The organism is Micromonospora sp. WMMD708 (assembly GCF_049315245.1).
In the GTDB taxonomy this organism is placed as follows: Bacteria; Actinomycetota; Actinomycetes; order Mycobacteriales; family Micromonosporaceae; genus Micromonospora; species Micromonospora wenchangensis.
Map to the genome: position 1 here is coordinate 701,351 of NZ_CP186060.1, position 25,908 is coordinate 727,258.

Annotated in this window: 20 protein-coding genes and 2 pseudogenes; 9 read left to right on the forward strand and 13 right to left on the reverse strand. The window is 73.2% G+C overall.

The window, feature by feature from the left end:
• Both ACN260_RS03270 and ACN260_RS03275 read left to right on the forward strand, forming a co-directional pair.
• Positions 1–951 carry a malate dehydrogenase gene (locus tag ACN260_RS03270; RefSeq protein WP_422754641.1) on the forward strand — a complete coding sequence of 317 codons (951 nt, stop codon included), beginning with the start codon at positions 1–3 and terminating at the stop codon, positions 949–951.
• A 423-nt stretch (positions 952–1,374) separates the two neighbouring features.
• Positions 1,375–2,592: an NADP-dependent isocitrate dehydrogenase gene (locus tag ACN260_RS03275; protein ID WP_422754642.1), complete on the forward strand. Its 1,218-nt coding sequence runs from the start codon at positions 1,375–1,377 to the stop codon at positions 2,590–2,592.
• Between the two features lie 305 nt (positions 2,593–2,897).
• Here ACN260_RS03275 and galT read toward each other — a convergent pair whose 3' ends face one another.
• The 4 genes from galT to ACN260_RS03295 all read right to left on the reverse strand — a co-directional run bounded on the left by galT (position 2,898) and on the right by ACN260_RS03295 (position 7,089).
• Positions 2,898–3,974 (reverse strand): galactose-1-phosphate uridylyltransferase, encoded by a 1,077-nt coding sequence (gene galT / locus ACN260_RS03280; RefSeq protein WP_422754643.1) that lies wholly within the window; start codon positions 3,972–3,974, stop codon positions 2,898–2,900.
• Positions 3,971–4,777 (reverse strand): DeoR/GlpR family DNA-binding transcription regulator, encoded by an 807-nt coding sequence (locus ACN260_RS03285; protein ID WP_422754644.1) that lies wholly within the window; start codon positions 4,775–4,777, stop codon positions 3,971–3,973. The genes galT and ACN260_RS03285 overlap by 4 nt, the downstream gene beginning before the upstream one ends.
• Positions 4,778–4,880: 103 nt before the next feature.
• Positions 4,881–6,410 (reverse strand): adenylyl-sulfate kinase, encoded by a 1,530-nt coding sequence (gene cysC / locus ACN260_RS03290; RefSeq protein ID WP_422754645.1) that lies wholly within the window; start codon positions 6,408–6,410, stop codon positions 4,881–4,883.
• Between the two features lie 127 nt (positions 6,411–6,537).
• Positions 6,538–7,089, reverse strand: coding sequence for a DM13 domain-containing protein (locus tag ACN260_RS03295; protein ID WP_422754646.1), 552 nt, complete (start codon positions 7,087–7,089; stop codon positions 6,538–6,540).
• Positions 7,090–7,264: 175 nt separating this feature from the next.
• Here ACN260_RS03295 and ACN260_RS03300 point away from each other — a divergent pair, with 175 nt between their 5' ends.
• The 7 genes from ACN260_RS03300 (at position 7,265) to ACN260_RS03330 (ending at position 14,213) form a co-directional block, all read left to right on the forward strand.
• Positions 7,265–8,191 (forward strand): polyphosphate polymerase domain-containing protein, encoded by a 927-nt coding sequence (locus ACN260_RS03300; RefSeq protein ID WP_422754647.1) that lies wholly within the window; start codon positions 7,265–7,267, stop codon positions 8,189–8,191.
• A gap of 6 nt (positions 8,192–8,197) precedes the next feature.
• Positions 8,198–8,875 (forward strand): DUF4956 domain-containing protein, encoded by a 678-nt coding sequence (locus ACN260_RS03305; RefSeq protein ID WP_145921651.1) that lies wholly within the window; start codon positions 8,198–8,200, stop codon positions 8,873–8,875.
• The gene (locus ACN260_RS03310) at positions 8,875–10,638 is read left to right on the forward strand and encodes a CotH kinase family protein (RefSeq protein WP_422754648.1); all 1,764 of its coding nucleotides are present in this window, start codon (positions 8,875–8,877) and stop codon (positions 10,636–10,638) included. The genes ACN260_RS03305 and ACN260_RS03310 overlap by 1 nt, the downstream gene beginning before the upstream one ends.
• Positions 10,639–10,824: 186 nt before the next feature.
• Positions 10,825–11,682, forward strand: a complete 858-nt coding sequence (locus tag ACN260_RS03315; protein ID WP_422756600.1) for an ABC transporter ATP-binding protein — start codon at positions 10,825–10,827, stop codon at positions 11,680–11,682.
• Positions 11,675–12,556, forward strand: a complete 882-nt coding sequence (locus tag ACN260_RS03320) for an ABC transporter permease (protein WP_422754649.1) — start codon at positions 11,675–11,677, stop codon at positions 12,554–12,556. Before ACN260_RS03315 ends, ACN260_RS03320 begins: the two co-directional genes overlap by 8 nt.
• Entirely contained in the window at positions 12,553–13,503 is a 951-nt protein-coding gene (locus ACN260_RS03325; protein ID WP_422754650.1) for an ABC transporter ATP-binding protein, read from the forward strand. The genes ACN260_RS03320 and ACN260_RS03325 overlap by 4 nt, the downstream gene beginning before the upstream one ends.
• Entirely contained in the window at positions 13,503–14,213 is a 711-nt protein-coding gene (locus tag ACN260_RS03330) for an ABC transporter permease (RefSeq protein ID WP_281894486.1), read from the forward strand. The genes ACN260_RS03325 and ACN260_RS03330 overlap by 1 nt, the downstream gene beginning before the upstream one ends.
• Before the next feature lie 161 nt (positions 14,214–14,374).
• Here the strand turns inward: ACN260_RS03330 and valS are convergent, their stop codons facing one another.
• From valS to ACN260_RS03375, 9 genes and pseudogenes are all read right to left on the reverse strand, one after another.
• Positions 14,375–16,990, reverse strand: a complete 2,616-nt coding sequence (gene valS, locus ACN260_RS03335; RefSeq protein ID WP_422754651.1) for a valine--tRNA ligase — start codon at positions 16,988–16,990, stop codon at positions 14,375–14,377.
• Between the two features lie 97 nt (positions 16,991–17,087).
• Entirely contained in the window at positions 17,088–18,662 is a 1,575-nt protein-coding gene (locus ACN260_RS03340) for a trypsin-like serine protease (RefSeq protein ID WP_422754652.1), read from the reverse strand.
• A gap of 131 nt (positions 18,663–18,793) precedes the next feature.
• Positions 18,794–20,626: an ABC transporter ATP-binding protein gene (locus ACN260_RS03345; RefSeq protein ID WP_422756601.1), complete on the reverse strand. Its 1,833-nt coding sequence runs from the start codon at positions 20,624–20,626 to the stop codon at positions 18,794–18,796.
• Positions 20,627–20,721: 95 nt separating this feature from the next.
• Positions 20,722–22,527 (reverse strand): ABC transporter ATP-binding protein, encoded by a 1,806-nt coding sequence (locus tag ACN260_RS03350; RefSeq protein ID WP_422754653.1) that lies wholly within the window; start codon positions 22,525–22,527, stop codon positions 20,722–20,724.
• 37 nt (positions 22,528–22,564) lie between these two features.
• On the reverse strand, positions 22,565–23,077 hold the full coding sequence (locus tag ACN260_RS03355) for a methylated-DNA--[protein]-cysteine S-methyltransferase (protein ID WP_422754654.1): 513 nt from the start codon (positions 23,075–23,077) through the stop codon (positions 22,565–22,567).
• A pseudogene (locus ACN260_RS03360) lies at positions 23,074–23,448 on the reverse strand (DNA-3-methyladenine glycosylase family protein); the annotation flags it as partial. The pseudogene ACN260_RS03360 and the gene ACN260_RS03355, both read right to left, overlap by 4 nt.
• 144 nt (positions 23,449–23,592) lie before the next feature.
• Positions 23,593–24,642 (reverse strand): annotated as a pseudogene (locus tag ACN260_RS03365) (bifunctional transcriptional activator/DNA repair enzyme AdaA); the annotation flags it as partial.
• Between the two features lie 113 nt (positions 24,643–24,755).
• Positions 24,756–25,358, reverse strand: coding sequence for a hypothetical protein (locus ACN260_RS03370; protein WP_422754655.1), 603 nt, complete (start codon positions 25,356–25,358; stop codon positions 24,756–24,758).
• On the reverse strand, positions 25,355–25,864 hold the full coding sequence (locus ACN260_RS03375) for a SigE family RNA polymerase sigma factor (protein ID WP_422754656.1): 510 nt from the start codon (positions 25,862–25,864) through the stop codon (positions 25,355–25,357). The genes ACN260_RS03370 and ACN260_RS03375 overlap by 4 nt, the downstream gene beginning before the upstream one ends.
• Positions 25,865–25,908 lie beyond the last annotated feature (44 nt).

Genomic DNA, 25,908 nt, shown 5'->3' on the forward strand with positions numbered 1-25,908 from the left:
ATGGGTAAGAAGGTCACTGTCGTCGGGGCCGGCTTCTACGGCTCCACCACCGCACAGCGCCTGGCCGAGTACGACGTCTTCGACACCGTCGTCATCACCGACATCGTGGAGGGCAAGCCGGCGGGTCTCGCGCTGGACCTCAACCAGTCCCGCGCGGTCGAGGGCTTCGAGACCAAGGTCGTCGGCGTCACCACCGGCCCCAACGGCGAGGGCTACGAGGCCATCGAGGGCTCCGACGTCGTCGTGATCACCGCCGGTCTGCCCCGCAAGCCGGGCATGAGCCGGATGGACCTGCTGGAGACCAACGCCAAGATCGTGCGGCAGGTCGCCGAGAACGTCGCCAAGTACGCCCCGAACGCCGTCGTCATCGTGGTGTCCAACCCGCTCGACGAGATGACCGCGCTGGCCCAGCTCGCCACCCAGTTCCCCAGGAACCGGGTGCTCGGCCAGGCCGGCATGCTGGACACCGCCCGGTTCACCAACTTCGTCGCCGAGGCGCTGAACGTACCGGTGAAGTCGGTGAAGACGCTGACCCTCGGCTCGCACGGCGACACGATGGTCCCGGTGCCCTCGCAGAGCACCGTCAACGGCAAGCCGCTGCGTGACGCGATGCCGGCCGAGCAGATCGAGGAGCTGGTCGTCAAGACCCGCAACGGTGGCGCCGAGGTCGTCGCGCTGCTCAAGACGGGTTCGGCGTACTACGCGCCGTCCGCCGCCGCCGCCCGGATGGCGCGGGCCGTGGCCGAGGACTCCGGCGCGGTCATGCCCGTCTGCGCCTGGGTCGACGGCGAGTACGGCATCTCCGGGGTCTACCTGGGCGTCGAGGCCGAGATCGGCGCCGAGGGCGTGAAGCGGGTCGTCGAGACCGACCTGGACGCCGACGAGCTGGCCAGCCTCAAGGAGGCTGCCGAGGCCGTCCGCGCCAAGCAGGCTGACGTCGCCAGCATGTGATCCGCTGAACCATCCGCCGCAGGGGCGGGACGGCACCCGCCGTCCCGCCCCTGCGCCGTCCCGTCCCCGCCGCTCGCCCCGCCCGTCCCCGTCCCCGCCCGTCGCCCCCGCCCCGCCCGTCGCCCTGTCCCGGTGATCAAGAGCTTTGCGTCAAGCCACCGCCACGACGTGACTCGAACCTCTTGATCACCGGGCTGGCGCTCCGGGGCGGGTTCCCACCGGTCGGCCTCGCGCCGGTGTGCGGCGGTCGCCCCGGGGAATGCCCGCGGGCGGGGCTGGAAGAATTTGTCGGGGCCGGCCGTGGCCCGCCGGGCGTTTTCCGCCGGCCGGTGCCGCCGGGTGGAGGCCGGCTCGGTGCCGCCGACCAGTTTCCAGTACGCTCGTACTGCTTGAGCACGTGTCCCCCGAGAGGAGCGCCGGCCGATGGCGAAGATCAAGGTAAACAACCCGGTCGTGGAGCTCGACGGCGACGAGATGACCCGGATCATCTGGAAGCAGATCCGTGAGCAGTTGATCCTGCCCTACCTCGACGTCGACCTGCACTACTACGACCTGTCGATCCAGCACCGGGACGCCACCGACGACCAGGTGACCATCGACGCCGCGAACGCCATCAAGGAGCACGGCGTCGGCGTCAAGTGCGCCACCATCACCCCGGACGAGGCCCGGGTGGAGGAGTTCGGCCTCAAGAAGATGTGGCGGTCGCCGAACGGCACCATCCGTAACATCCTCGGCGGCGTGGTCTTCCGCGAGCCGATCATCATGTCGAACGTGCCGCGGCTCGTCCCGGGCTGGACCAAGCCGATCATCATCGGCCGGCACGCGCACGGCGACCAGTACAAGGCCACCGACTTCGTGGTCCCCGGTCCGGGCACGGTCACCATCACCTACACCCCGGCCGACGGCGGCACCCCGATGGAGATGGAGGTCGCCAACTTCCCCGGCGGCGGCATCGCCATGGGCATGTACAACTACGACGAGTCGATCCGGGACTTCGCCCGCGCCTCGTTCCGGTACGGCCTGGACCGCAACTACCCGGTCTACATGTCGACCAAGAACACCATCCTCAAGGCGTACGACGGCCGGTTTAAGGACCTCTTCGCCGAGGTGTTCGACAACGAGTTCAAGGACGAGTTCGCCGCCGCCGGCCTCACCTACGAGCACCGGCTCATCGACGACATGGTCGCCGCCGCGCTCAAGTGGGAGGGCGGCTACGTCTGGGCCTGCAAGAACTACGACGGTGACGTGCAGTCCGACACCGTCGCGCAGGGCTTCGGCTCGCTCGGCCTGATGACCTCCGTGCTGCTCTCCCCGGACGGCCGTACCGTCGAGGCGGAGGCCGCCCACGGCACCGTCACCCGGCACTACCGGCAGTACCAGAAGGGCGAGAAGACCTCGACCAACCCGATCGCCTCGATCTACGCCTGGACCCGGGGCCTCGCCCACCGGGGCAAGCTGGACGGCACCCCGGCGGTCACCGAGTTCGCCGACACGCTGGAGCAGGTCATCGTCGACACCGTCGAGAGCGGCCAGATGACCAAGGACCTCGCGCTGCTCATCTCGCGGGACGCCCCGTGGCAGACCACCGACGAGTTCATGAACACCCTCGACGAGAACCTGGCGCGCAAGCTCGGCGCCTGACCCTCGCCCGCACCTCCCGGAACCCGTCGGCGGACCGCCGACGGGTTCCGGCGTCTCCGGCACGTCGCGGCCCCGACAGCGGGAGACCGTAGCCGCCACCCGTCCGGGTGACGGCGGCGTCACCGGCCCGGAAACACGTCGTTGAGCCGGGTGGACGTGGTGCCAGTCGCGTCCAGGGAGGTTGTCGTCGGTCGTCGCACGGCACCGGTGCCGACCGGCCAGCCTTCCCGGCTGTCGAGCACAGCCAGCCGTCCCTTCCCCGCGGGGGGCCCTGTTCCGGGGCCCCCCGCGCCCTGCCTCCGGGGTCAGGCGGCGCGTAGCAGTTCGGCGGCCCGCTCGGGGGCGATGTCGTTGATGAAGACCCCCATGCCCGACTCGGAACCGGCCAGGTACTTCAGCTTGTCCCTCGCCCGCCGGACGCTGAACAGTTGCAGGTGCAGGTGGCCCAGCTCCCGGTCGATCCGCACCGGCGCCTGGTGCCAGGCCGCGATGTACGGCATGGGCAGGTCGAACAGCCCGTCGAACCGGCGCAGCACGTCCAGGTAGAGCGGGCCGAAGGAGTCCCGTTCGGCGTCGTCGAGCGCCGGGATGTCCGGTACCGGCCGGTGCGGCGCGACGTGCACCTCGAACGGCCACCGGGCCGCCGCCGGCACGTACGCCGTCCAGTGCTCGTTGGCCGCTACCACCCGGTCACCGGCGGCGCGCTCGGCGGCGAGCACGTCGGCGTAGAGGTTGCCGCCGCCGGTGCGCTCCGCGTGCCGGCGGGCCGCCGCCAGCAGCGACCGGGTACGCGGCGTGACGAACGGGTACGCGTAGATCTGGCCGTGCGGGTGGTGCAGGGTCACCCCGATCTCCACGCCCCGGTTCTCGAAGCAGAACACCTGCTCCACCCCGGGCAGCGCGCCGACCGCCGTGGTCCGGTCGGCCAACGCGTCCAGCACCAGCCGGACCCGGGCGGGGGAGAGGCTGGCGAAGGACGCCTCGTGGTCGTCGGTGAAGCAGACCACCTCGCAGCGCCCCTGGCCGGGCCGGACCGGGGTGAACCCGGTGATCTCGGCCGGCTCGTCGGCGATCCGTTGGCTCAGCGAGGGGAACCGGTTCTCGAAGACCGCCACGTCGTAGTCGGGCGCGGGGATCTCGCTGTGCCGGTCGCCCCGCGACGGGCACAGCGGGCACTGGTCGGCCGGGGGGAGGAACGTCCGGGTCTGCCGGTGCACCGCCACCGCCACCCACTCGTCGGTGAGCGGGTCGTAGCGCAGTTGGGAGGCGGGCGGGGGTGGCGGCAGCTCCCGCCGGTCCGGCTGGTCCCGGACGGCGTCGTCGCGTTCGTCGAAGTAGATCAGCTCGCGGCCGTCGGCCAACTCGATCGCCGTACGCTTCACCGCGTCGTCTCCCGCCCGTCAGCCCGACCCGTACCTGTCACGATCACCAGCTCGCCCACCTTCTCGTCGATCACCCGGCGCGCCTCGGGGGCCAACCGGTCGTCGCTGACCAGCACGTCGGCGGCGCCCAGGCCGACGATGGAGGAGATGCCGACGGTGCCCCACTTGGTGTGGTCGGCGAGGACGACCAGCCGGTCGGCGGCCTCCACGAGGGCCCGGTCGGTCTCCGCCTCCATCAGGTTCGGGGTGGTGAAACCGGCCCGCTCGGTGATCCCGTGTACGCCGAGGAAGAGCAGGTCCAGGTGCAGCGAGCGGATGGCCTCCACCGCCAGCGGACCGACCAGCGCGTCGGACGGGGTGCGTACCCCGCCGGTCAGCACCACGGTCTGGTCGGGGCGGCCGGCGGTGTGCAGGATCTCGGCCACCGGCAGCGAGTTGGTCACCACGGTCAGCCCCGGCACGTCGACCAGGCGACGGGCCAGCTCGGCGGTGGTGGTGCCGGCGGAGAGGGCGACCGCCGCACCCGGGCGGACCAGTTCGGCGGCCCGGGTGGCGATCGCGGCCTTCTCGGCGGCCTGCCGGACGGACTTGGCGTGGAAGCCCGGTTCGTCGGTCGAGCCCGGGTCGGTGACGGTGGCCCCGCCGTGCACCTTGGCCAGCAGGCCCCGGTCGTGCAGCGCGTCCAGGTCACGCCGGATGGTCATGTCGGAGACACCGAACTCGGCGGCCAGTTCGGTGACCCGGACGCCACCGGCGGTGCGGACCCGGTCGAGGATCGTCGCCTGCCGCTGCCGCGCCAGCATCCGCCGTACCTCCCGGGCCCCCGCACCTGCACGCGCTCGCACGTGTTCCAACAAGATTGAACACTAGCGCGCAGCGGGCAGGGGCGGAAGTGGAACCCCGAGGTCAGGCGGACGGCAGCCGCGGCTCCACCCAGCCGGTCTCGGTCAGATGGGTCATCACCGCCTGCACCGCCTCGTCGATGCTCTGGTCGGTGGTGTCGACCACCAGATCGGCGTCGGTGGGCGTCTCGTACGGGTCGTCGATGCCGGTCATCCCGGTGAGCAGGCCGGCGCGGGCGCGGGCGTACAGGCCCTTGCGGTCGCGCTGCTCACAGACCTCCAACGGGGTGGCCACGTGCACCAGCAGGAAACCCGCCCCGGCCGCCCGGGCCATCTCCCGCACGGCGGCCCGCGCCTGCGCGTACGGGGCGATCGGGCAGCAGATCCCCACCCCCCGGTGCCGGGCGATCTCGGCCGCCACCCAGCCGATCCGGCGCACGTTCGCGTCCCGGTCGGCCCGGCTGAACGTCAACCCGGCCGACAACTCCCGACGCACCACGTCGCCGTCGAGCAGGGTGATCGTCCGGTCGCCCTGCTCGCGCAGCAGATCGGCCAGGCCCCGGGCGATCGTCGACTTGCCGGAGCCGGAGAGCCCGGTGAGGAAGACCACCAGCCCCCGGTGCCGGCGCGGCGGGCGGGCCCGGCTCAGCTCCTTGGCCACCGCCGGCGGGGTGTGCCACTCGGGCAACGGGAAACCCCGGTCGAGCAGGTCGTCGATCTCCGCCTCGCTCAGCGCCAGCTTGCGGTTGCGTGGCGGGATGTCGTCCCGCCAGCGCCACTGGCCGTCCCGGCTGTCGTAGGCCAGCTCGCGGGGGACCAGCACCCGCAGCCCCGCCCCGGAGAGCATGCCGCCGGTGGACAGCAGGTGGGTCACCCCGTAGGCGGCGGAGATCCGGGCCCGCAGCAGCGCGTCGCTGATCTCGTCGGCCCGGCGGGGCAACGGGACCGCCACCAGCGTCGCCGGGGGCATCCGGTCGCGGGCGGCGAAGATGCTGCGGACCAGGGCCTCGGTTGGCAGCCCGCCCGCGCCGTCCTCGCCGACCGGGATCATCACCAGCAGATGCGCGCCGAGGGTACGGGCCGCGTGCGCGATCTGCGCCAGTTGCGGCCGGTGCAGCGGCCGGTCGGCGATCACCCCGAGCACCCGGCCCGGGGGCAGCAGCGGACGCACCTCGTCCGGACCCCGGCGCAGCCGCTGGAACGGGCCGTGCCCGCCGTCGCCGAGCCGGCGTACCGGGCCGCCCAGCCCGGCCACGCCCTCGCGGACCGGCCAGACGTCGGTCACCTCCAGCCCGGCCACCGGGGCGCCCTCGCCGTCGGTGAGCACCAGCGTCCGCCGGCCCGGGTCGGCCGGGTCCAGCCCGTCGGCGACGGCGGTGGGCACCTGGAGGGTCACCGGGACCGGCCAGGACGTGCCGTCGGCCAGTCTGCCGCGACGCTGCAACGAGGCCAGGTCGGCGCGGGTCATGAAACCGGCCAGCGGGGTGTACGCCCCACTCAGCAGCAGCTCCAGATCGGCCAGCTCACCGGGGCGTGGCGCGTACGCGGGGGCGTCCCGCAGCACGTCCTCGGGCAGCACTGAACCGTTGCTCATCCGTACCCCTCACTCGCTGGCCGGATCACAGTTTCTCAGCCGGCCGGCGATCGGTCGAGAGCGCCACTCCACTCCCGACCCGGAAGTGGATCATCGGTGGCCTGTCCCGACCGGTCGGTGGGGGGCGTCAACCGGCCGGGACCAGGGACGCGGCACCGAACGAGACGGCGAATCGCTGACACCAGATGGTGACACTGGTCAGCGCGGTCAGGTCGGTGCCGGCCGGGACGGCGTACGCCTGGTCGCCGCGGTTGCCCTTGAGCCGGCCCAGCTCCGCCCGGCGGCCGTCGTCGAAGACGTGCCAGCCGGCCCGGCCGGTGCGAACCGGCTGGTCGGAGAGCCAGACCCGCAGGTCCGGGCCGTTGGAGGTGTCCAGCCCGACCAGTTCCAGCCGGTGCCCCCCGTCGGCGGTGCGGACGATCCGGGCGGTGCCCGAGGTGTCGTGTTCGTGACTGACGAACTCCCCCCGACTGACCAGCACCGGGCGGGTGGCCGTCGGACCGGTCGCGGGCGTCGCCCGGGGCGGGGCGGCATCCTCCACCCCGGAGAGCCGTTCGTCGACCTGACGGTCGGTCACCACCTTCCAGGGCTGGAACCAGTACAGCCCGAAGGCGGCCCCGATGCCGATGACAGCGACGGCGACCCAGGTCAGCGGGGTACGGAACAGGCGACGGGACATGCCGCCCAGTCTCGCCGGACAACGGCGGCCGGTCACCGCCCGACGCCGTTACGAAAGTCTTACCGTCGCCGGACATCCACGATCCATAGCTCATTCATAGGTCGTTCATATCGACTTTTCGGTCCGGTCACCTTGGCTGCCTGCGACCCTTTCGCGACCAGAGAGCGCCCACCGCATGCGACCACGGTTACCCCGCCGAACCCCCAGAGCCGATCCGTCCACCGTCGCCGAACCCTCCGCCGGAGGGCATCGCGAGTCGCCGACCCGGCACGGCCACACCGACCACACCGGCCACGCCCTACGGGCACCGAGCAAGCTGCACGCGTTCAACCGTTACGAGATCAAGTACTTGGTCGAGACGACGAGGGTGCCGGCGTTGCGGGCCGCACTCGCCGCCCGGATGGTGCCCGACGCGCACGGCGGTGACGGTGGTTACGGCGTCTGGAGCGTCTACTACGACACCACCGACCTGCGGTTCTACTGGGAGAAGATCGAAGGGCTGAAGTTCCGTCGCAAGCTGCGGGTACGCCACTACGGCGACCGGTCCGGCGTGACCGACGACGGGACCGTGCACGTCGAGATCAAGCAGCGGGTCAACCGGGTCACCCAGAAGCGCCGGATCGCCGTGCCGTACCGGTTGGCCCGCCGGCTCTGCGACGAGCGGGTCATGATCGAACACGACCCCTCCCAACGCGGCTTCGTCGAGGAGGTGCTGGAACTCGTCTCCGGCCTCGACCTGCGCCCGGTGGCGATGACCGGCTACCAGCGCGAGGCGTTCGTCGGCCAGGAGGCCGACCTGGGCCTGCGGGTCACCCTCGACCACCGGGTGCGCGGCCGGGACCGCGACTTCCACCTCGGCGCGGACGCCGAGAACCGCCTGATCATCCCGGCCTCGAAGTCGATCGTCGAGGTCAAGGCGAACGAACGGGTTCCGTACTGGCTCACCGACCTGGCCGGCCGGGCCGAGCTGTCGGTGGTGCGGGTCTCCAAGTACTGCCAGAGCGTCGAGGCGTTCGGCCGGGTGCCGCGCTCGATCTTCCACGTCCGGGACGCCGACCCCGCCGCCGAGTTGGCGGCCCCCACCCCGAGAAACGAGGCCTGAACCCCGATGGACATCACGTTCCAGGACCTGTCCGGCACCTTCAGCGCGGGCGACATCGCCCTCACGCTGTCCCTGTCCTTTCTACTCAGCGCGATGATCGGCTGGGTCTACCGGGCCACCCACCGCAACGTGTCGTACAGCCAGTCGTACGTCCAGACGCTGATCATCCTGGGCATGCTGATCTCGCTGATCATGCTGGTGGTGGGCTCCAACATCGCCCGCGCGTTCGCCCTGGTCGGCGCGCTGTCGGTGGTGCGGTTCCGCAACGCCATCAAGGAGACCCGCGACGTCGGCTTCATCTTCCTGGTGATGGGCGTCGGGATGGCCTGCGGCACCCGGTTCTACAGCCTGGCCGTCGCCGCCGCCGTGGCGATCAGCCTGATCATCGTGGTGATGTACCGGTTCAACTGGTTCGCGCTGAACGTGCAGCGGCAGGTGGTCAAGGTCCAGGTCCCGGCCGGTGGCAACCACACCGCCGACATCCAGGACGTGCTGGTCCGGCACACCACCGAGTTCGAGCTGGTCAGCATGGAGACGATCCGGGCCGGTGCGCTCACCGAGATGACGTACACGGTCCGGTTGAAGAAGGGCGGCGAGCCGGGCGACCTGATCAGCGCGCTCAGTGAGCGGACCTCGGGCCAGCGGGTGACCGTGCTGACCGGCTACGACCAGACGGACCTGTGATGGCGCAGTCCCTGCGTACCCGGTCGGTTCTGCCGCGCCGGCTGCGTCGCCGGCTGCCGGTCCGGGTGCGGCAGAACTGGAAGCTGCTCACCACCTGCGCGGCGTTCCTTGCCGTGCTGACCCTGGTGCTGGGAACGGAACGGATCCGCCCCTACGTGACCAGCACCGGGGACTCCGGGGGCGACGTGGTGAGCGTGGACATCCCCGGCACCGTCGACCTCTTCGACGCCGGTCGGGCGCACGAGATCTCGCTGACGTTCCGGAACGCGGACTACGAGCGGATGCTCGACGCCTACTGGAAGGAGGGTGAGAAGGGGTACGTCGAGGCCGACCTCACCGTCGACGGGACCACGATCCCCAGCGTGGGCATCCGACTCAAGGGCAACTCGACGCTCGGCCAACTCAGTTGGAAGGGCGAGACGCGGTCCTTCGGGGGCCGGGGTGAGGACGGCGGTGGGCAGCGACCGGGCGGCGGGTTCCCGGGCGGGCCACCCGACGGCGGGCCGCCGCAGGGCGCCGGGTTTCCCGGTGGCGGAACGCCGGACGGTGCTGCTCCCGGCGTTCAGCAGCCCGCAGCAGGCGATCAGGCCGGTGGTGGTCAGCAGCCGGGTGGCGGTCAGCAGGCCGGTGGTGGCCAGTTTCCCGGTGGGATGACCCGGATGTCGTTGAAGGCCGAGGAGCCGGAGACGCTGCCGTGGCTGCTCAGCTTCGACGAGTTCGTCGACGGCCGGCGCTACCAGGGGCACCGGGAGGTGGCCGTCCGGGTGGGTGGCATGGGCGGCGGTTCGACAGTGCTCAACGAGGCCCTGTCGCTGTCGCTGCTCGACGCCACGGGTGAGCCCGCGCAGCGGTACGCGTACTCCTCGTTCACCGTCAACGACCGGCCCACCACCGCCCGACTGCTGGTCGAGCACCCGGACGAGCACTTCGCCGATCAGATGGACGGTACCGGCGTGCTCTACAAGTCACTGGCCAGCGGCAACTTCACCGACCAGGGCGACGATCCGACCGCGTACGCCGACGACTTCAAGCAGGTCACCATGAAGGGCAGCCAGGACCTGCAACCGGTGATGAACCTGATCCGGTGGGTGACGTCGGCCAGCGACGAGGAGTTCGACGCGCACCTCGCCGACAGGGTGGACGTGGCGTCCTTCGCCCGGTACGTCGCGTTGCAGAATCTGCTGCTCAACTTCGACGACATGGCCGGCCCGGGGAAGAACTACTACCTCTGGTACGACCTGGGGACGAAGAAGTTCAGCGTGATCAGCTGGGACCACAATCTGACCTTCAGCGGCAACGCCAGCCAGGGCCCGCACGACAGCGGCGGGTTCGGCATGGGCCGGGGTTCCCCCGGTGCGGCCGGTGCCAACGGCGCGGGCCAGGCAGCACCGGGCGGGACCGGTCAGCAGCCGGGCCAGCAGGCTGGAGCGCCACCCGGGCAGCCGGCCGGGCCGGGCGCCCGGGGCGCGGACAACGGGGGTGGTGCCCCGCGCGGCGGGATGATGACGGGCCACAAGCTCAAGGAGCGCTTCCTCGCCAGCGACGCCTTCAAGGCGACCTACGAGGACGCCTACCGGGAGCTGTACCAGCAGGTCTTCGGCAGCGGTAAGGCGGCGGAGTCACTCACCGCGATCAGCACGGTGCTGAAGAAGGTCGACGGGGCGGACGCTTCCGCCGTCGATTCCGACGTGGCCCGGCTGCGCACCCTCATCGTCCAGCGGACCGAGAGCCTGGGCAAGCACGAGGTGATCGCCCGGAGCTGAAGCCGACGGGACGCGGGCCGGCACGGGGCCCGCGTCCCGTCCCCGACCTCAGACCCGTCCCCGACCTCAGGGAAGTCCCCGGGCGATTCCGGATACCCGCCGGGGTGGGCGCTCCCTAGGCTGGCGGACGTGACACTGATCGCGACCGAGTCGCTCACCAAGACGTACGGAGGCCGGGTCACCGCGCTGGCCGACCTGACCGTCGCGGTCGAGCCGGGGATCATCGGTCTGGTCGGCGCGAACGGCGCCGGCAAGTCGACCCTGATCAAGATTCTGCTGGGCCTGCTCCCGCCGACCAGCGGACGGGTCTCCGTGCTCGACCTCGACCCCACCACCGACCCGGCAGCGGTCCGCGCCCGGGTCGGTTACATGCCCGAACACGAGGCGCTCCCACCCGACCTCTCCGCCGCCGAACTCGTCACCCACCTCGGGCGGATGAGCGGCCTGCCCCGTACGGTGGCCCGCGAGCGCGCCTCCGAGACGCTGCGCCACGTCGGCCTCTACGAGGAGCGGTACCGCCCGGTGGGCGGCTACTCCACCGGCATGAAGCAGCGCGTCAAGCTCGCCCAGGCCCTGGTGCACGACCCGGACCTGCTGCTGCTCGACGAGCCCACCAACGGCCTCGACCCGGCCGGCCGGGACGCCATGCTCGCCCTGGTCCACCGGATCGGCACCGAGTTCGGCATCTCCGTCCTGGTCTGCTCGCACCTGCTGGGCGAGGTGGAACGGATCTGCGACACCCTGGTCGCCATCGACGGCGGGCGGCTGCTGCGCGCCGACCGGATCGACGCGATGACCTCGGCCACCGACCTGCTCGCCGTCGAGGTCAGCGAGGGCACCGACCAGTTGGCCGGCCGGCTCGCCGCGCTCGACCTGCCGGTGACCCGCGACGGCCGGATGCTGCTCGTCCCGCTGGCCGACGAGCGTACCTACGACCTGATCCTCGGCGCGGTCGCCGAGCTGGACCTGCCGCTGCACCGGCTGGACCAGCGCCGGCACCGGGTGGCCGAACTCTTCGCCCCGAGGGAGCCCAGCAATGCCTGAGCCGACCGGCGTCATCCACGACATCGGCTACCAGCGGTACACCGGCCTGAGGCTGGGCCGCCGGCACGTCTTCGGCGCGCTCTACCTGCACGGCCTGCGGACGGTCTTCGGGCTGGGCCGCAGCGCCAAGGCGAAGATCTTCCCCTGGCTGGTGGTCGGCATCGTGACGGTGGTGGCCGCCGGCCTCACCGCCGTCCGTAGCCAGATCGGCGAGGTGGTGATGACCTACGCCCAGTTCGCCGACGCGATGAGCTGGCTGGTCATCTTCTTCGTCGCGGTGGCCGCCCCCGAACTGGTCTCCCGGGACCTGCGCAGCGGCGTGCTCCCGCTGTACTTCTCCCGGCCGCTGCCGCGCGACGACTACGCGCTGGCCAAGCTGCTCTCCCTGGTCAGCGCGCTGTGGCTGCTGCTGGGCGGACCGCAGCTGGTGATGTTCCTGGGGGCTGCGTTCACCACCCCCGACGGCCTGCGCGGCACCTGGAACGAGTTGCTGGACCTGCTGCCCGGTCTGCTCTACGCCGGGCTGTGGGCGGTGGTCTTCGCCGCGATCGGGCTGCTGGTCGCCTCGCTCACCGGCAAGCGGGCGTTCGCCGCCGGTGGCATCGTGGCGGTCTTCCTGATGACCACCCCGATCGTCGGCGTGCTGTCGATCCTGCCCTCGCAGGCCGTCAACGAGCTTGCCCTCCTGGCCTCGCCGTCGACGCTGGTCCAGGGGGTCGGCTCGTGGGCGTTGCAGGACCTGCTCTACCCGGGCGCCGGCACCGGCCCGCCGATCGGCGGCTTCGGCCCGGTCTACGCGGTCGTCACCGCGCTGCTGGTCGCCGCCTGCACCGCCCTGCTGCTGCTGCGATACCGGAAGGTGGCCGCCCGATGACCACACTCGACACCGACGCCCGGCCGGTGGCCACCACCAGCACCCTGGATCTCGCCGGGGTCTCCCGCTGGTACGGCAACGTGGTGGCGGTCAACGACGTCACCATGCGGCTCGGCTCCGGGGTGACCGGCCTGCTCGGCCCGAACGGTGCCGGCAAGACCACCCTGCTGCACATGATGGCCGGCTTCCTCGCCCCGTCCCGGGGCACGCTCACCCTCGACGGGGAGTCCACCTGGCGCAACCCGGCCGTCTACCGGCGGCTCGGGCTGGTCAGCGAGCGGGAGGCGGTGCACTCCTTCCTCACCGCCAAGGAGTTCGTGCTGGCCAGCGCGAAGCTGCACCGGCTGCCCGACCCGGAGGCCGCCGCCCGCCGGGCGATCGACCTGGTCGAGATGACCGACGCGCAGGACCGCCGGATCGGCACGTACTCCAAGGGCATGCGGCAGCGCACCCGGGTGGCCGCCGCGCTGGTGCACGACCCGCAGGTGCTGCTGCTCGACGAGCCGTTCAACGGGATGGACCCGCGCCAGCGGCTGCACATGATGGGCCTGCTGCACTCCCTCGGCGACGCCGGGCGGACGATCCTGTTCAGCTCGCACATCCTGGAGGAGGTCGAGCAGGTCTCCGGCACGGTGCAGGTGATGGTGGCCGGTCGGCTGGCCGCCTCCGGTGACTTCCGCACCATCCGCCGGTTGATGACCAACCGGCCGCACGTCTTCGCGGTCCGCTCCACCGACGACCGGGCGTTGGCCGTGGCGCTGATGGCCGACCCGTCGGTCGCGGGCGTCGAGTTGGACAAGACCGGCCTGACCGTACGGGCCGGCGACTACGGCGCGTTCACCCGGGCACTGCCCAAGATCGCGCTCGCCCGGCAGATCCGGGTCCGGCAGTTGACCCCCGAGGACGAGTCCCTGGAGAGCGTCTTCTCCTACCTGGTGGAGGCCTGATGTCGACCGTTTCCTGGATCACCGCGCGCGGGCTGTTCGGCCGTCGCCGGTTCCTCATGCTGCTGCCGCTGCCGGCGGTGCTGGTGCTGCTCGCCGTCCTGTGCCGGTCGCTCGGGGTGGACCCGGGCCAGTGGGCTCCGCCGGTGCTGGTCGGCCTCGGCCTGGCGGTGGTGCTGCCGGTGGTGGCGCTCATCGTCGGCACCGGCGTGCTGGGCGCGGAGATCGACGACGGCACGGTGGTGCACATCCTGACCAAGCCGCTGCCCCGCTGGCAGATCGTGCTGCCGAAACTCGCGGTGGCCGCCGGGGTCAGCGCGGTCACCGTCGCCGTGCCGCTCTACGTCGCGGGCGTGCTCGCCGACTCGGTACGCCTGGGCCTGGGCCTGGTCGTCGCCTCGGCGCTCGGCGCGCTGGCCTACTCGGCGCTGTTCCTGGCGCTCAGCCTGGTCACCCGGCGGCCGGTGCTGCTCGGCCTGGTCTACGTGCTGATCTGGGAGGGGCTGCTGGGCAACTTCGTCAGCGGCACCCGGGTGTTGTCGATCCAGCAGTGGGTGATCGCCTTGGCCGACCGGATCGCCCCCACCGACCTGCTGTCGACCACCGTGTCGGTGCCGGTGGCGGTGGTGCTGACCGCCCTGGTCAGCGTCGGCTTCACCGTGCTGGCCATCGACCGCCTCCGCTCCTTCAGCGTCGCCGGCGAAACCAGCTGACCCTGCCCCACCTGCCTCACCCGCCCGCCCCGCTGGGGCGGGCGGGGCGGACAGTCCATGATCGACGCAGTTGCGCCGGTGTGGCGGTATCCATTCGCCTGGATACCGCCACACCGGCGATCTAGCGCCGACCCGCCGACCCGTCCACCCGCCAGCCCGCCTCAGAACGCGCTGGCGATGACGAGTTCGGGGGCGCGGTCGGGGAGCAGGTCGAGGGTGGTGATCCGGCCGGCGGCGCGCACGTCGTCGGCGACCAGGGTGAGCTGGTCGAGCAGGTCCGCCGGGCCCAGTGCCTCGGCCAGCGGGACCTCCGCCCGCATCGACAGCCGGCGCTCGGACTTGGCCCGCCGGACCTGGCCCAGCGCGTCCCCGGCCAGCCGCAGCAGGGCCGGGTCACCGGTGCCGGTGATCGCCCGCCCCACCTCGTAGGTGGTCGGCCAGGGGGCCCGGTGCACCGAGCCGTACCGCCACCACGACCAGACCTCCTCGGTCACGTACGGCAGCACCGGGGCGAACAGCCGCAACTGCACCGACAGGGCGGTGGCGAGCGCCGCCCGGGCCGAGTCGGCACCCGGCCCGGTGCCGTAGGCGCGTTCCTTCACCAACTCGATGTAGTCGTCGCAGAACCGCCAGAAGAACGCCTCGGTGGCCTGCAACGCGGTCGTGTGGTCGTACCCGTCGAAGGCGGCGGTGGCGGTGGCGACCACGGTGGACAGTTCGGCGAGCAGGGCGGTGTCCAGCGGGGTGGTCGCCGGGGCGCGCAGCGCGTCGGCGGCGCCCAGTCCGAGCGCGAACTTCGACGCGTTGAGCAGTTTGGTGGCCAGCCGCCGGCCCACCCTGATCTGTGCCGGATCGAAGGCCAGGTCCATACCGGGTCGGCCGTTGGCCGCCCAGTAGCGCACCGCGTCCGAGCCGTGCTGCTCCAGCAGCGCCATCGGGGTGACCACGTTCCCCTTGGACTTGGACATCTTCTTGCGGTCCGGGTCGAGGATCCAGCCGGAGAGCACGGCGTCCCGCCAGGGCAGCACCCCGTGCTCCAGGTGGGCGCGCACGACCGTGCCGAAGAGCCAGGTCCGGATGATCTCCTGCCCCTGCGGGCGCAGGTCCATCGGGAAGATCCGGTCGAACAACTCCGGGTCGGTCTCCCAACCGCCGACGATCTGCGGGGTCAACGACGAGGTGGCCCAGGTGTCCAGCACGTCCGGGTCGCCGACGAACCCGCCGGGCACGCCGCGCTGCGACTCGTCGTAGCCGGGCGGCGGCTCGCCCGACGGGTCGACCGGCAGCGACGCCTCGTCCGGTGTGAGAGGGTTGGCGTGGTCCGGCTCGCCAAAGGCGTCGAGCCGGTACCACACCGGCACCGGCACCCCGAAGAAGCGCTGCCGGCTGACCAGCCAGTCCCCGGTCAGCCCGCCCACCCAGTGCGCGTACCGGTGCCCCATGTGCTCCGGCACCCAGCGCAGCTCGTCGCCCCGGGCCAGCAGCTCGGCCCGCAGCCCGGCGTCCCGGCCGCCGTTGCGCAGGTACCACTGCCGGGTCGAGACGATCTCCAGCGGCCGGTCGCCGCGCTCGTAGAACTTCACCGGATGGGTGATCTCGCGCGGCTCACCCACCAGGTCACCGGCGTCGCGCAGCAGCGCCACCACGGCCCGCCGGGCGACGTTGACCGACTGCCCGGAAAGCGTCGCGTAGGGTGCCGCCGGCACGCCGGCCGGTGGCTCGGCCAGCAGCCGGCCGTCCCGGCCGATCACCACCCGGGTCGCCAGGTCGAGGTCCCGCCACCAGGTCACGTCGGTCAGGTCACCGAACGTGCAGACCATCGCGACGCCGGTGCCCTTCGCCGGGTCCGCCAGCGGGTGCGCGCGCACCGGCACCTCGACCCCGAACACGGGGGTACGCACGGTCGCGCCCACCAGGTCGGCGTACCGGCCGTCGTCGGGGTGGCAGACCACCGCCACACAGGCCGGCAGCAGCTCCGGCCGGGTGGTGTCGATCAGCACCTCCCGCCCGTCCGGCCCGGTGAACCGCAACCGGTGGTACGCCCCCGGACGCTCCCGGTCCTCCAGTTCCGCCTGCGCCACGGCGGTGCCGAACCCGACGTCCCAGAGCGTCGGCGCCTGCGCCTGGTACGCCTCGCCCCGGGCCAGGTTGCGCAGGAACATCCGCTGCGAGGTGGCCCGCGCCGCCCGCCCGATCGTGGTGTACGTCAACGACCAGTCCACCGACAGCCCGAGCCGACGCCAGAGCGCCTCGAAGACCTGCTCGTCGTCGGCGGTCAACCGTTCACACAGCTCGACGAAGTTGCGGCGGGAGATCGGCGTCGGCTCCCGGCGCAGAGCCTCGGTGACCGGGGTGTCAGGCGGCTGCCACGCCGGGTCGTACGGCAGGGACGGGTCGCAGCGCACGCCGTAGACGTTCTGCACCCGGCGTTCGGTGGGCAGGCCGTTGTCGTCCCAGCCCATCGGGTAGAACACGTTGCGCCCGCGCATCCGCTGGAACCGGGCCACCGTGTCGGTGTGCGTGTACGAGAAGACGTGCCCCATGTGCAACTCGCCGGATACGGTCGGCGGCGGGGTGTCGATGGCGTACACGTCGTCGCCGCGACCGTGCCGACGCGGGGCCCCCGCCGTCGAACCGCGACCCGCTACGGTCGCCTTCTCCCGGTCGAACGCGTACGTGCCCTCCTCCTGCCAGCGGCGCGCCCAGCGTTCCTCGATGCCGTCCAGGGTGGGACGTTCGGGAACACCGGCGCGGGCCGTCCTCGCCGTATCAGTCATCGGTCGATCGTAGGCAGCCGTCGACCTCCCGCCCACGGCTTTACCGGGCGTGCCGGCGGCACCGCGCCGGGTGCCCGGCGCGTGTCCGGCCGCCCGGCTACCGGTTCGAGGAGCCGGTGGGCGCGGCGAGCAGCGGCCCCTGGGTGGCGATCTGGAAGCCCAGCCCGGTGCGGTCGTTGACCCGGTCGAGGATCACCGAGACCGGCGCGTAGATGTTCTTCTCGTCGGGGTTGGTGCAGGGCCCCTCACCGGGGTCGCCGTCGCTGAGGATGCCCAGCGCCCGCCCGTCGGACTCGGTGAACAGCGGGCTGCCGCTGTCGCCCGGCCGGGCGCACACCCGAACGTCGATGCCGCCGCTGGCCTTGCCGATGACCTCGCCGCAGCGGGTGCCCGGCAGGTAGCCGACTCCCGCGCCCGAGTCGACGTACTGCTCGCCGGCCTTCGGGGTGTACGCCGAGCCGGTGGCGCAGACCACCCAGCCGGCCTGCACGGTGGCGTACGGCGCGACGCCGGTGATCGGCACGTCGTGGCTGCCCCTGCCGGCGCAGGCCGGGTTGTCGGCCACGCACCAGTAGTTGACCAGGCTCGGCGTGTTGCCGGTCCCGCGCCTCGGGTACGCCCAGCGGGTGCTGACCCCCTTGGCGTAGGGCAGGATCGCGTAGTCGTTGGGGAATGCGTTCTCGGCCAGCACCGGGTTGGTCGACTCGATGCCCACCGGCACCTTCGGCCCGAGGAACTGGTGCCAGGTGTCGTCCACCCGCTGGTGCCGGCCGCCCACCACGCAGTGCCCGGCGGTCAGCACGTAGTACCGCCCCGACTTCGCCCGGACGTTGAAGCCGGTGGTGCAGCCGCCGACGGTGCCGTCGTCGCGGGGCACGTCCAGCCGGATGCCGCCGCGCATCGGCGCCTGCGCGCAGTAGCGCGGGTCGCACGCCTTGGGGATGGTGCCCTCGTCGAACCGGGCGCGGGCCCGCGCCGGCACTCCCGCCGTGTCCAACGCGCCGGCCAGCCGGGCGTCGTCGGTGGGCACCGCGTCGCCGGTGAGCACCAGCACCTCGTTGGCCCGCTCGTCGACCACCACGTCCCGGCCGGCGGTGACGCCCAGCGTCCCGGCCAGCCGGGTCGCCGCCGCGTCGAGGTCACGCCGCGAGTGGCGGACCGGCACGACGGTGACGTGCCGGGCGTCCGGCAGCCCGGCGACCGCCTCGGTGACCCGGGCCGGGTCGGTGGCGGCGATGGTGAGCACCCCGCCGCCGGCCTGGTCCAGCCACATCCCGGCGTACGCGTCGGGGAAGCGGGCGGCCAGGGTGCCGGCCAGCGGCGCGGACAGTTCCTGGAGGGCCAACCGGCGGGCGGCCTCGCCGGGGCCGACCCGGTAGCGGTCGCTGAGGTAATTCACCGAGGCGGGCGCGGCCTGTGCGACCTGGGCCGCCGGGCGGCTCGCCACCGGTGTTGGGCGCGGTGCGGAAGGCGTCGAGGCCCGGCCACCGGCGTCGGCGCGGGACGCCGCGTGGGCCTGCCCGGCGACCGGGACCGCCCCGGCCGCCCAGGTGCCCACTGCCGGTTCGCCGGCCGGAGCGGCACCCCGGTCCACGGCCAACGCCACCCCGGTCGTCCCCACCGTACCCAGCGCCAGCGCCGCCGCCAGCACCACTCGTCCACGGATCCGCACGCCGCAACCTCCCCGTATGCCGGCGACGCGACCGACCCCGCCGCGCCCGCCCGGACCGGCGGGGGCGAGGCCCGTCGATGCGGGCCGAGTCTAGCCGCCCGGTGCGCCACCGGGTGCCCCGAAGGAGCGGGTCAGCTCAGCGACTCGCGCCACTGCCGGTGCAGCGTGGCGTACCGGCCGCCGGTGGTGGCGAGCCGGGCCGGCGGGCCGTCCTCGACGATCCGTCCGGAGTCGACGACCAGCACCCGGTCGGCGGTCTCCACCGTGGAGAGCCGGTGCGCGATCACCAGCGCGGTGCGGTCCCGTAGCACGCTGGCCAGCGCCCGCTGCACCAGCCGCTCGGTCGGCACGTCCAGCGACGACGTCGCCTCGTCCAGGATCAGCACCCGGGGGTCGGCCAGGAACGCGCGGGCGAACGCGACGAGCTGCCGCTGCCCGGCGGAGAGCCGGCCACCGCGCCGGTGCACCTGCGTGGCGTACCCGTCGGGCAGGGCGGCGATGAAGTCGTGTGCGCCGATCGCCCGCGCCGCCGCCTGCACCGCCGCGTCGGACGCGGCCGGCCGGCCGAATCGGATGTTCTCCGCCACCGAGCCGCCGAACAGGTGGTTCTCCTGGGTCACCAGCACCACCGCGCGCCGCAGTTCGGCGTCGGACAGGTCCCGCAGGTCGACCCCGTCCAGCTCGACCGAGCCGGCGTCCGGGTCGTGGAAGCGGGCGAGCAGCTTCGCCACCGTCGACTTGCCGGCGCCGGTCGGGCCGATCAGGGCCACCGTCTGCCCGGCCGGCACGGCCAGGTCCAGCCCGGTCAGGATCGGCGTCTGCGGCCGGTAGCCGAAGGAGACGGCACGGAACGTCACCGCGCCCCGCCCCGGGCCGGCCGGCAACGGCACCGGCGCGGCCGGTTCGGGCACCCCCGGCCGTTCGTCGAGCACCCCGGCGAGCTTCTCCAGGGCGGCCGTCGCCGACTGGAGGGAGTTGTAGAACTGGCTCAGCTCCTGCATCGGGTCGAAGAACCGGCGCAGGTAGAGCAGGAACGCGGCGAGCACCCCCACCGGGGTGTCGCCGCCCAGCACCCGCCAGCCGCCGTACCCGAGCACCGTGGCCACCGTGACGTTGCCGATCACCTTGATCCCCGGCGAGTACGTGGCGATCAGCCGGAACCCGCGCAGGCTGGCCCGCCGGTACTCGTCGTTGACCGCCACGAAGATCTCCTGGTTGCGTGGCTCACGGCGGAACGCCTGGACCGCGCGGATACCGCGCAACGACTCCACGAAGTGGACGATCACCAGCGCCACCGCCTCCCGGCTCTGCCGGTAGGCCTGGGCCGAGGCACGGGCGAACCAGCGGGACAGCCAGAACAGGAACGGGAACGCCAGCAGGGTCACCGCCGCCAGCGGCAGGTCCAGCCAGAGCAGGATGGCGGCGACCGACAGCACCGACAGCGCGGCGGCGACCAGGGTGTCGATCCCCCCGTCGACCAGCTCGGCGATCGAGTCGACGTCGCTGGTGAGCCGGGACACCACCCGACCGGAGGTGTAGCGCTCGTGGAAGCCGACCGAGAGGGTCAGCAGGTGGCCGTACACCCGCTGGCGCAGGTCGAGCAGGACGGCCTGGCCGATCCGGGCGGAGCGGGTGAGGTAGCTGCGCCGGGCCGCGTACTCGGTGAGAGCCGAGACGGCGAACGCGCCCGCGACGGCGGCCAGCGGACCCGGGTCACCGGCGCGCAGCGGTGGCACCGCCCGGTCGATGCCGAGCATGACCAGGTACGGCCCGGCCATCGCGGCGGCGTTCTGGGCCAGCAGCAGGCCCACCGCCACGCCGAGCGAGCGGCGGTGCGGGCGGAGCAGGTCACGCAGCAGCACCCGGCTACGCAAGCGCAGCCGGGCCACCGCCTCCGGGGAGTCGTCCTCGGCCCGGCTGCGGTCGGCGTCCGGGTCGGTGGCCCGGCCCCGCCAGTGGTCCAGGGTGGCTGACCTGCCGTCGCCCCCGGTCGTGCCACCCTGCCGGGGCGGCCGGCCGTCGCCCCCGACCGCGTGGTGCTGCCGGGTCGACCGGCGGATCACGAGCGCACCAGGCCCGGTGCCGGCGCGGGCTCGGCGGCGAGTACCGCCCGGTACGCCGGCACCGTGGCCAGCAGGTCGCAGTGCCGGCCGACGGCGGTGATCCGACCTCCGTCGAGCAGCGCCACCCGGTCGGCCAGCGCGACTGTCGACGGCCGGTGCACCACCAGCAGCGCGGTGGTGTCCCGCAGCACCCGGCGCAGTGCCGCCTCGACCAGCGCCTCGGTGTGCACGTCCAGGGCGGAGAGCGGGTCGTCGAGGACCAGCAGCGCCGGGCGGCCGAGCACCGCGCGGGCCAGCGCCAGCCGCTGCCGTTGCCCGCCGGAGAGCGACAGCCCCTGCTCGCCCACCCGGGTCGCCAACCCCCACGGCAGGTCGTACGCGAAGTCGGCCTGGGCCAGCGTCAGCGCCGCCCGGACCTCGTCGTCGGTGGCGTCCGGGCAGCCCAGGGTGAGGTTCTCCCAGACCGACATGGAGAACAGCGTCGGCTCCTCGAAGGCCACCCCGACCAGCCGGCGCAGCGCGTCCAGGCGTACCCCGCGCAGGTCGTGCCCGTCCAGGGTGATCCGGCCACCGGTGACGTCGTGCAGTCGGGGCACCAGGGAGAGCAGGGTGCTCTTGCCGCAGCCGGTCGCCCCGACCAGGGCCAGCGTCTCGCCCGGCTCGACGGTCAGCTCGATCTCCCGCAGCACCGCCTCGGCGCTGCCCGGGTAGCGGAACGACACCCCCTCGAAGCGGAGCCGGCCGCGCACCGCCGAGCGGGCCAGCGGTACGGCGTCCGGGGCGTCCACTATCGACGGCGGGGTGTCCAGCACCTCCTGGATCCGGTCCGCGGCGGTGGCCGCCTCCTGCCCGTTGGCGATGATCCAGCCGAGTGACTGCACGGGCCAGATCAGCATGAGCTGGAGACTGACGAAGGCGACCAGCTCACCGATGGTCAACGCGTCCCGGGCGACAAGCGTCGCGCCGCCGACCAGCGTCGCGCCCAGGGTCAGGTTGGGCACCAGGTCGAACAGGGCCGACGCGCCGGCCAGCAGCGCCCCCTTGGCCACGCCGGTGTCGTGCAGCGCGCGGGCCCGCCCGGCGAACCGGTCGGCCAGCTCCGGCCCCCGCCCGTACGCCTTCATGGTGCGCAGCCCCTGCGCGGTCTCCTCGACCAGGGTGGCCACGTCGCCCTGCTGGTCCTGCATCCGCCGCGACGAGGTGTGGTAGTGCCGCCCGAACCGGCGGCTGATCAGGAACAGCGGCACCGCGCTGGCCGCCACCAGCAGCCCCAGCGGCCCGTGCAGGCGGATCAGCAGGATCACCACGGCGACGTAGGTGACCACGTTGAGCACCAGGAACAGCAGTCCGAAGGAGAGGAACCGGCGCAGCACCGACAGGTCGCTGATCGCCCGGGAGAGCAGTTGCCCGGACTGCCAGCGGTCGTGGAATCCGGCCGGCAGGCGTTGCAGGTGGGCGTAGAGGTCGGCGCGGATGGTCGCCTCCATGCCGACCGAGGAGGAGGACTGGCTCCACCGCCGGATGAAGATCAACACCGCCTCGACCAGGCCGAGCAACAGGGCCAGCCCGCCGAGGCGGAGCAGCCCCGCCGGGTCGTGCCGGGCGACCGGCCCGTCCACCACCCGCTGCACCAGCAGGGGTACGGCCAGCCCCGCCCCGGTGGCGGCCAACGCGGCCAGCAGCAGCAGGACGTACGCGGCGGCGTACGGGCGTAGGTAGCGGCGCAGCCGCCAGAGGTTGCGCAGCGACCGGACCCGACCGTCCGCCCCCGGGGCCGGGTCGCCGTCGCGCTGCGCAGGCACTACCCGACGGTAGCGTTGAACGGCGTCGATGCGGCTGTCAGCTTGCCGTCAGCCGCCGCTCGTGGCCGAGCAGCCACTGCTTCACCGGCAGCCCGTACCGGTAGCCGCCGAGGGTGCCGTCGGTGCGCAGGACCCGGTGGCAGGGCACGAAGAGGGCGGCGGCGTTACGGGCACAGGCGGCGGCCGCGGCCCGGACCGCGGCGGGGCGGCCGGCCAGCGCGGCGTACCCGGTGTAGGTGATCGGCTCACCCGCTTTGACGTCGCGCAGCACGGCCCAGGCGTGGGTCTGGAACGCCCCGCCGCTGTGCTGCCGCACCGGCACCCCGTCGATCGCGGTCAGGTCCCCGTCGAGGTAGGCGCGGACGGCGACGGTCACCGGGCCGAGGTCGGCGTACGGCTCCAGCGGGCCGCGCAGGCTCGGGTGCACCAGCGGCAGCAGGCTGTCCGGGTCGGCGGTGAACCCGGCGGCCCGGACCGCGCCGTCCGGGTCGACGAGCACGCTGAGCGGGCCGGTCGGGGTGTCCATGGTGGTGGTGCCGAGGGTCGTCATGCCGCTCTCCAGAGTCTGATCGCCGCGTACGACCGCCAGGGTCGCCAGCGGTCGGCGTACGTGTCCAGGGTGGTGGGGGTGGCCGGCAGCCCGAGGGCGGCGGCGCCCCGGCGTACCGCGAGGTCGGTGGGGAGCAGGACGTCGGGGTCGCCGAGGGCCCGCATGGCCAGGTAGCCGGCGGTCCACGGGCCGATCCCGGGCAGTGCGGTCAGCCGTCGTACCGTCTCCGCCCGGTCCCCGCCGGGTTCCAGGTCGACCTCGCCGGCGGCGACCGCCCGGGCCAGTGCCCGGATCGTCTCCCGCCGGGCGGCCGGCATCCCGAACGCCGCATCCGGCAACCCCAGCACCTCCTCGGCCCCCGGAAACCCCCACACCCCCCACCCGTACGTCCCGCCGTCCCCGACCGCCTCGCCGCGCCCGCCCGCTTCGGCGGGGTGATCAAGAGGTTCGCGTCGCCGGGAAGCGCTCTCCGTGACGCAAACCTCTTGATCACCGAGGTCAGGGGCGGGGCGAGGGCGGGCGGCGGGGCGGGGAGTGTGGGTGAGGAGGCGGGTGAGGGTGGTGCGGGCGGCGGACAGGGAGACCTGTTGGCCGACGACGGCCCGCAGCGCCATCTCGAAACCGTCCACCGCCCGGGGCACCCGCACACCGGGTTCGGCGGCGACGATCCCGGCCAGGGCCGGATCGGCGGCCAGCGTCTGGTCGACCGCCTCCGGATCGGCGTCCAGGTCGAACAGGCGGCGGCAGCGGGCCACCGCCGGGGCCAGGTCCCGCAGGTCGGCCAGGCGCAACGTCGCCACGACGTACCCGGTCGTCGGCGTCAGTGCGACCTCCGCCGGGCCGTGCGGCAACCGCAACCCCCGGCGGTACGTCCCGTCGCGCACCTCCTCCAGCCCGGGTAGCGTCCGGGCGGCCAGGAACCCCAGCAGGGCGGCGGCGTGCAGCGGCGGCCGGTACGCCAGCCGGAGCGTGATCGTGCCCGCCCCGCCCGGCGTCGGTGGGCCGCCCCGCCCGGTACGCAACTGCGACGGCACCGTCCCGTACACCTGGCGGACGGTGTCGTTGAACTGCCGTACGCTGCCGAACCCGGCCGCGAACGCCACCTCCGCCAGACCCAGCCCGGTCGTCTCGATCAGCGTCCGGGCGGTCTGGGCGCGTTGGGCCCGCGCCAGTGCCAGCGGGCCGGCACCCAGTTCCGCCCGGAGCATCCGGTGCAGGTGCCGTTGCGTGTAACCCAGCCGGGCGGCCAGCCCGGGTACGCCGTCCCGGTCGACCACGCCGTCGGCGATGAGCCGCATGGCGCGTCCCACCACGTCGGCGCGGACGTCCCACTGCGGTGAGCCGGGCGCGGCGTCCGGCCGGCACCGGCGGCAGGCCCGCAGGCCGGCCCCCTGCGCGGCGGCCGCCGACGGGAAGAAGCGGACGTTACGCCGCTTCGGGGTGATCGCCGGGCAGGACGGCCGGCAGTAGATCCCGGTCGACGTGACGCCCGTGTAGAACCAGCCGTCGAACCGCTGGTCACGGCTGTCCACGGCGCGGTAGCACCGTTCGAAGTCCAACTCCACGCCACCGATCATGCCCGCAGCTCACCGGCGGTGGCTCGCGGGAATCGGACCTGAGCGTGCGGCCCGGCGGTGACCTCCCCACCCCGGCACGGGCGGGGTGGGGAGGTGGTGGCTCAGCGCGCGGGAACGGGGCCGGTCGCGGGGCCCCGGTCGACGGGCGGCGCGCTGCGGGCGGGGGCCGGTGCGGTGACCGGGCCGGTGCGCGGTCCGTCGACGCGTGGCGCGGGCGACGCCGGAACGGGCGATGCGGGAATGGCGGTCGTCGCGGGCGATGCGGGGATGGGCGATGCGGGGATGGGCGATGCGGGGAGGGCGGGCGGTGCCGGGGTGGACGTCGCGGGTACGGCCGTCGAGGCGGGCTTGCCCGGCGGTGCGGGGATGGCGGTCCGGGCCGGTGCCGGCGCGCCGCGGCCGGTCCGGGCGCCCTGGTCGACGGGGGGTTCGGTCACCGCTGCCGGGGCGGGTGCCGCGGGCGGCCCGCTCGGCGTCGAGGCCGGTGCGGCGGGCGGGGCGTCCCCGTCACCGCTGGCTGCCATCGCCAGCGGGGTGGCGATCAGCATGGCGGCGAGGACCCCCGCCGCGCTCATCGTGATCGTGGCGCGGCGGCGGGACCGGACCCGGCGTTCCGCCCGGTTCAGGTGGTCGTGCACTGTCGGTGCCTCCTCGGCGAGGTCGGAGAGGGTGGCGCGGATGAGGTTCTCGAGGGGCGTGGTCACCGCCGTACCTCCAGCAGTTCGATGTCCGGCAGGAGTTGCCGCAGCCGGGCCACGGCCCGGTGGGTGCGGCTGCGCACGGTGCCGACCGAGCAGCCGAGCGCGGCGGCCACCTGGGTCTCGGTCAGGTCCTCGTAGTAACGCAGGACCACGACCGTGCGCTGGGCCGCCGGCAGCGCGCGCAGCGCGGCCCGCATCGCCAGCCGTACGTCGGTGCCGCCGAACAGGTCCGGTCCGGCCCGGTCGTCGACGCCGGTGTGCAACGTCTCCCGGTACCGGCGCAGCCGCCGCCACCAGCTGACCTGCTCCCGGTACATGACCGTGCGCAGGTAGCCCTCCGGGTCGGTGTGGCGCAGGTCACGCCACCTCGGAATGGTTTTGGCCAGCGCCGACTGGAACAGGTCCTCGGCGGCGTGCCGGTCCCCGGTGAGCAGGTACGCGACCCGCATCAGGGCCGGTGCCCGACCGGCCACGAACTCGGCCAGCCGGGCCCGATCGTCCTCGTCCACCCACCCTCCCCGTCGTTGTCTGTCACCGATACAGACGCCCCAGC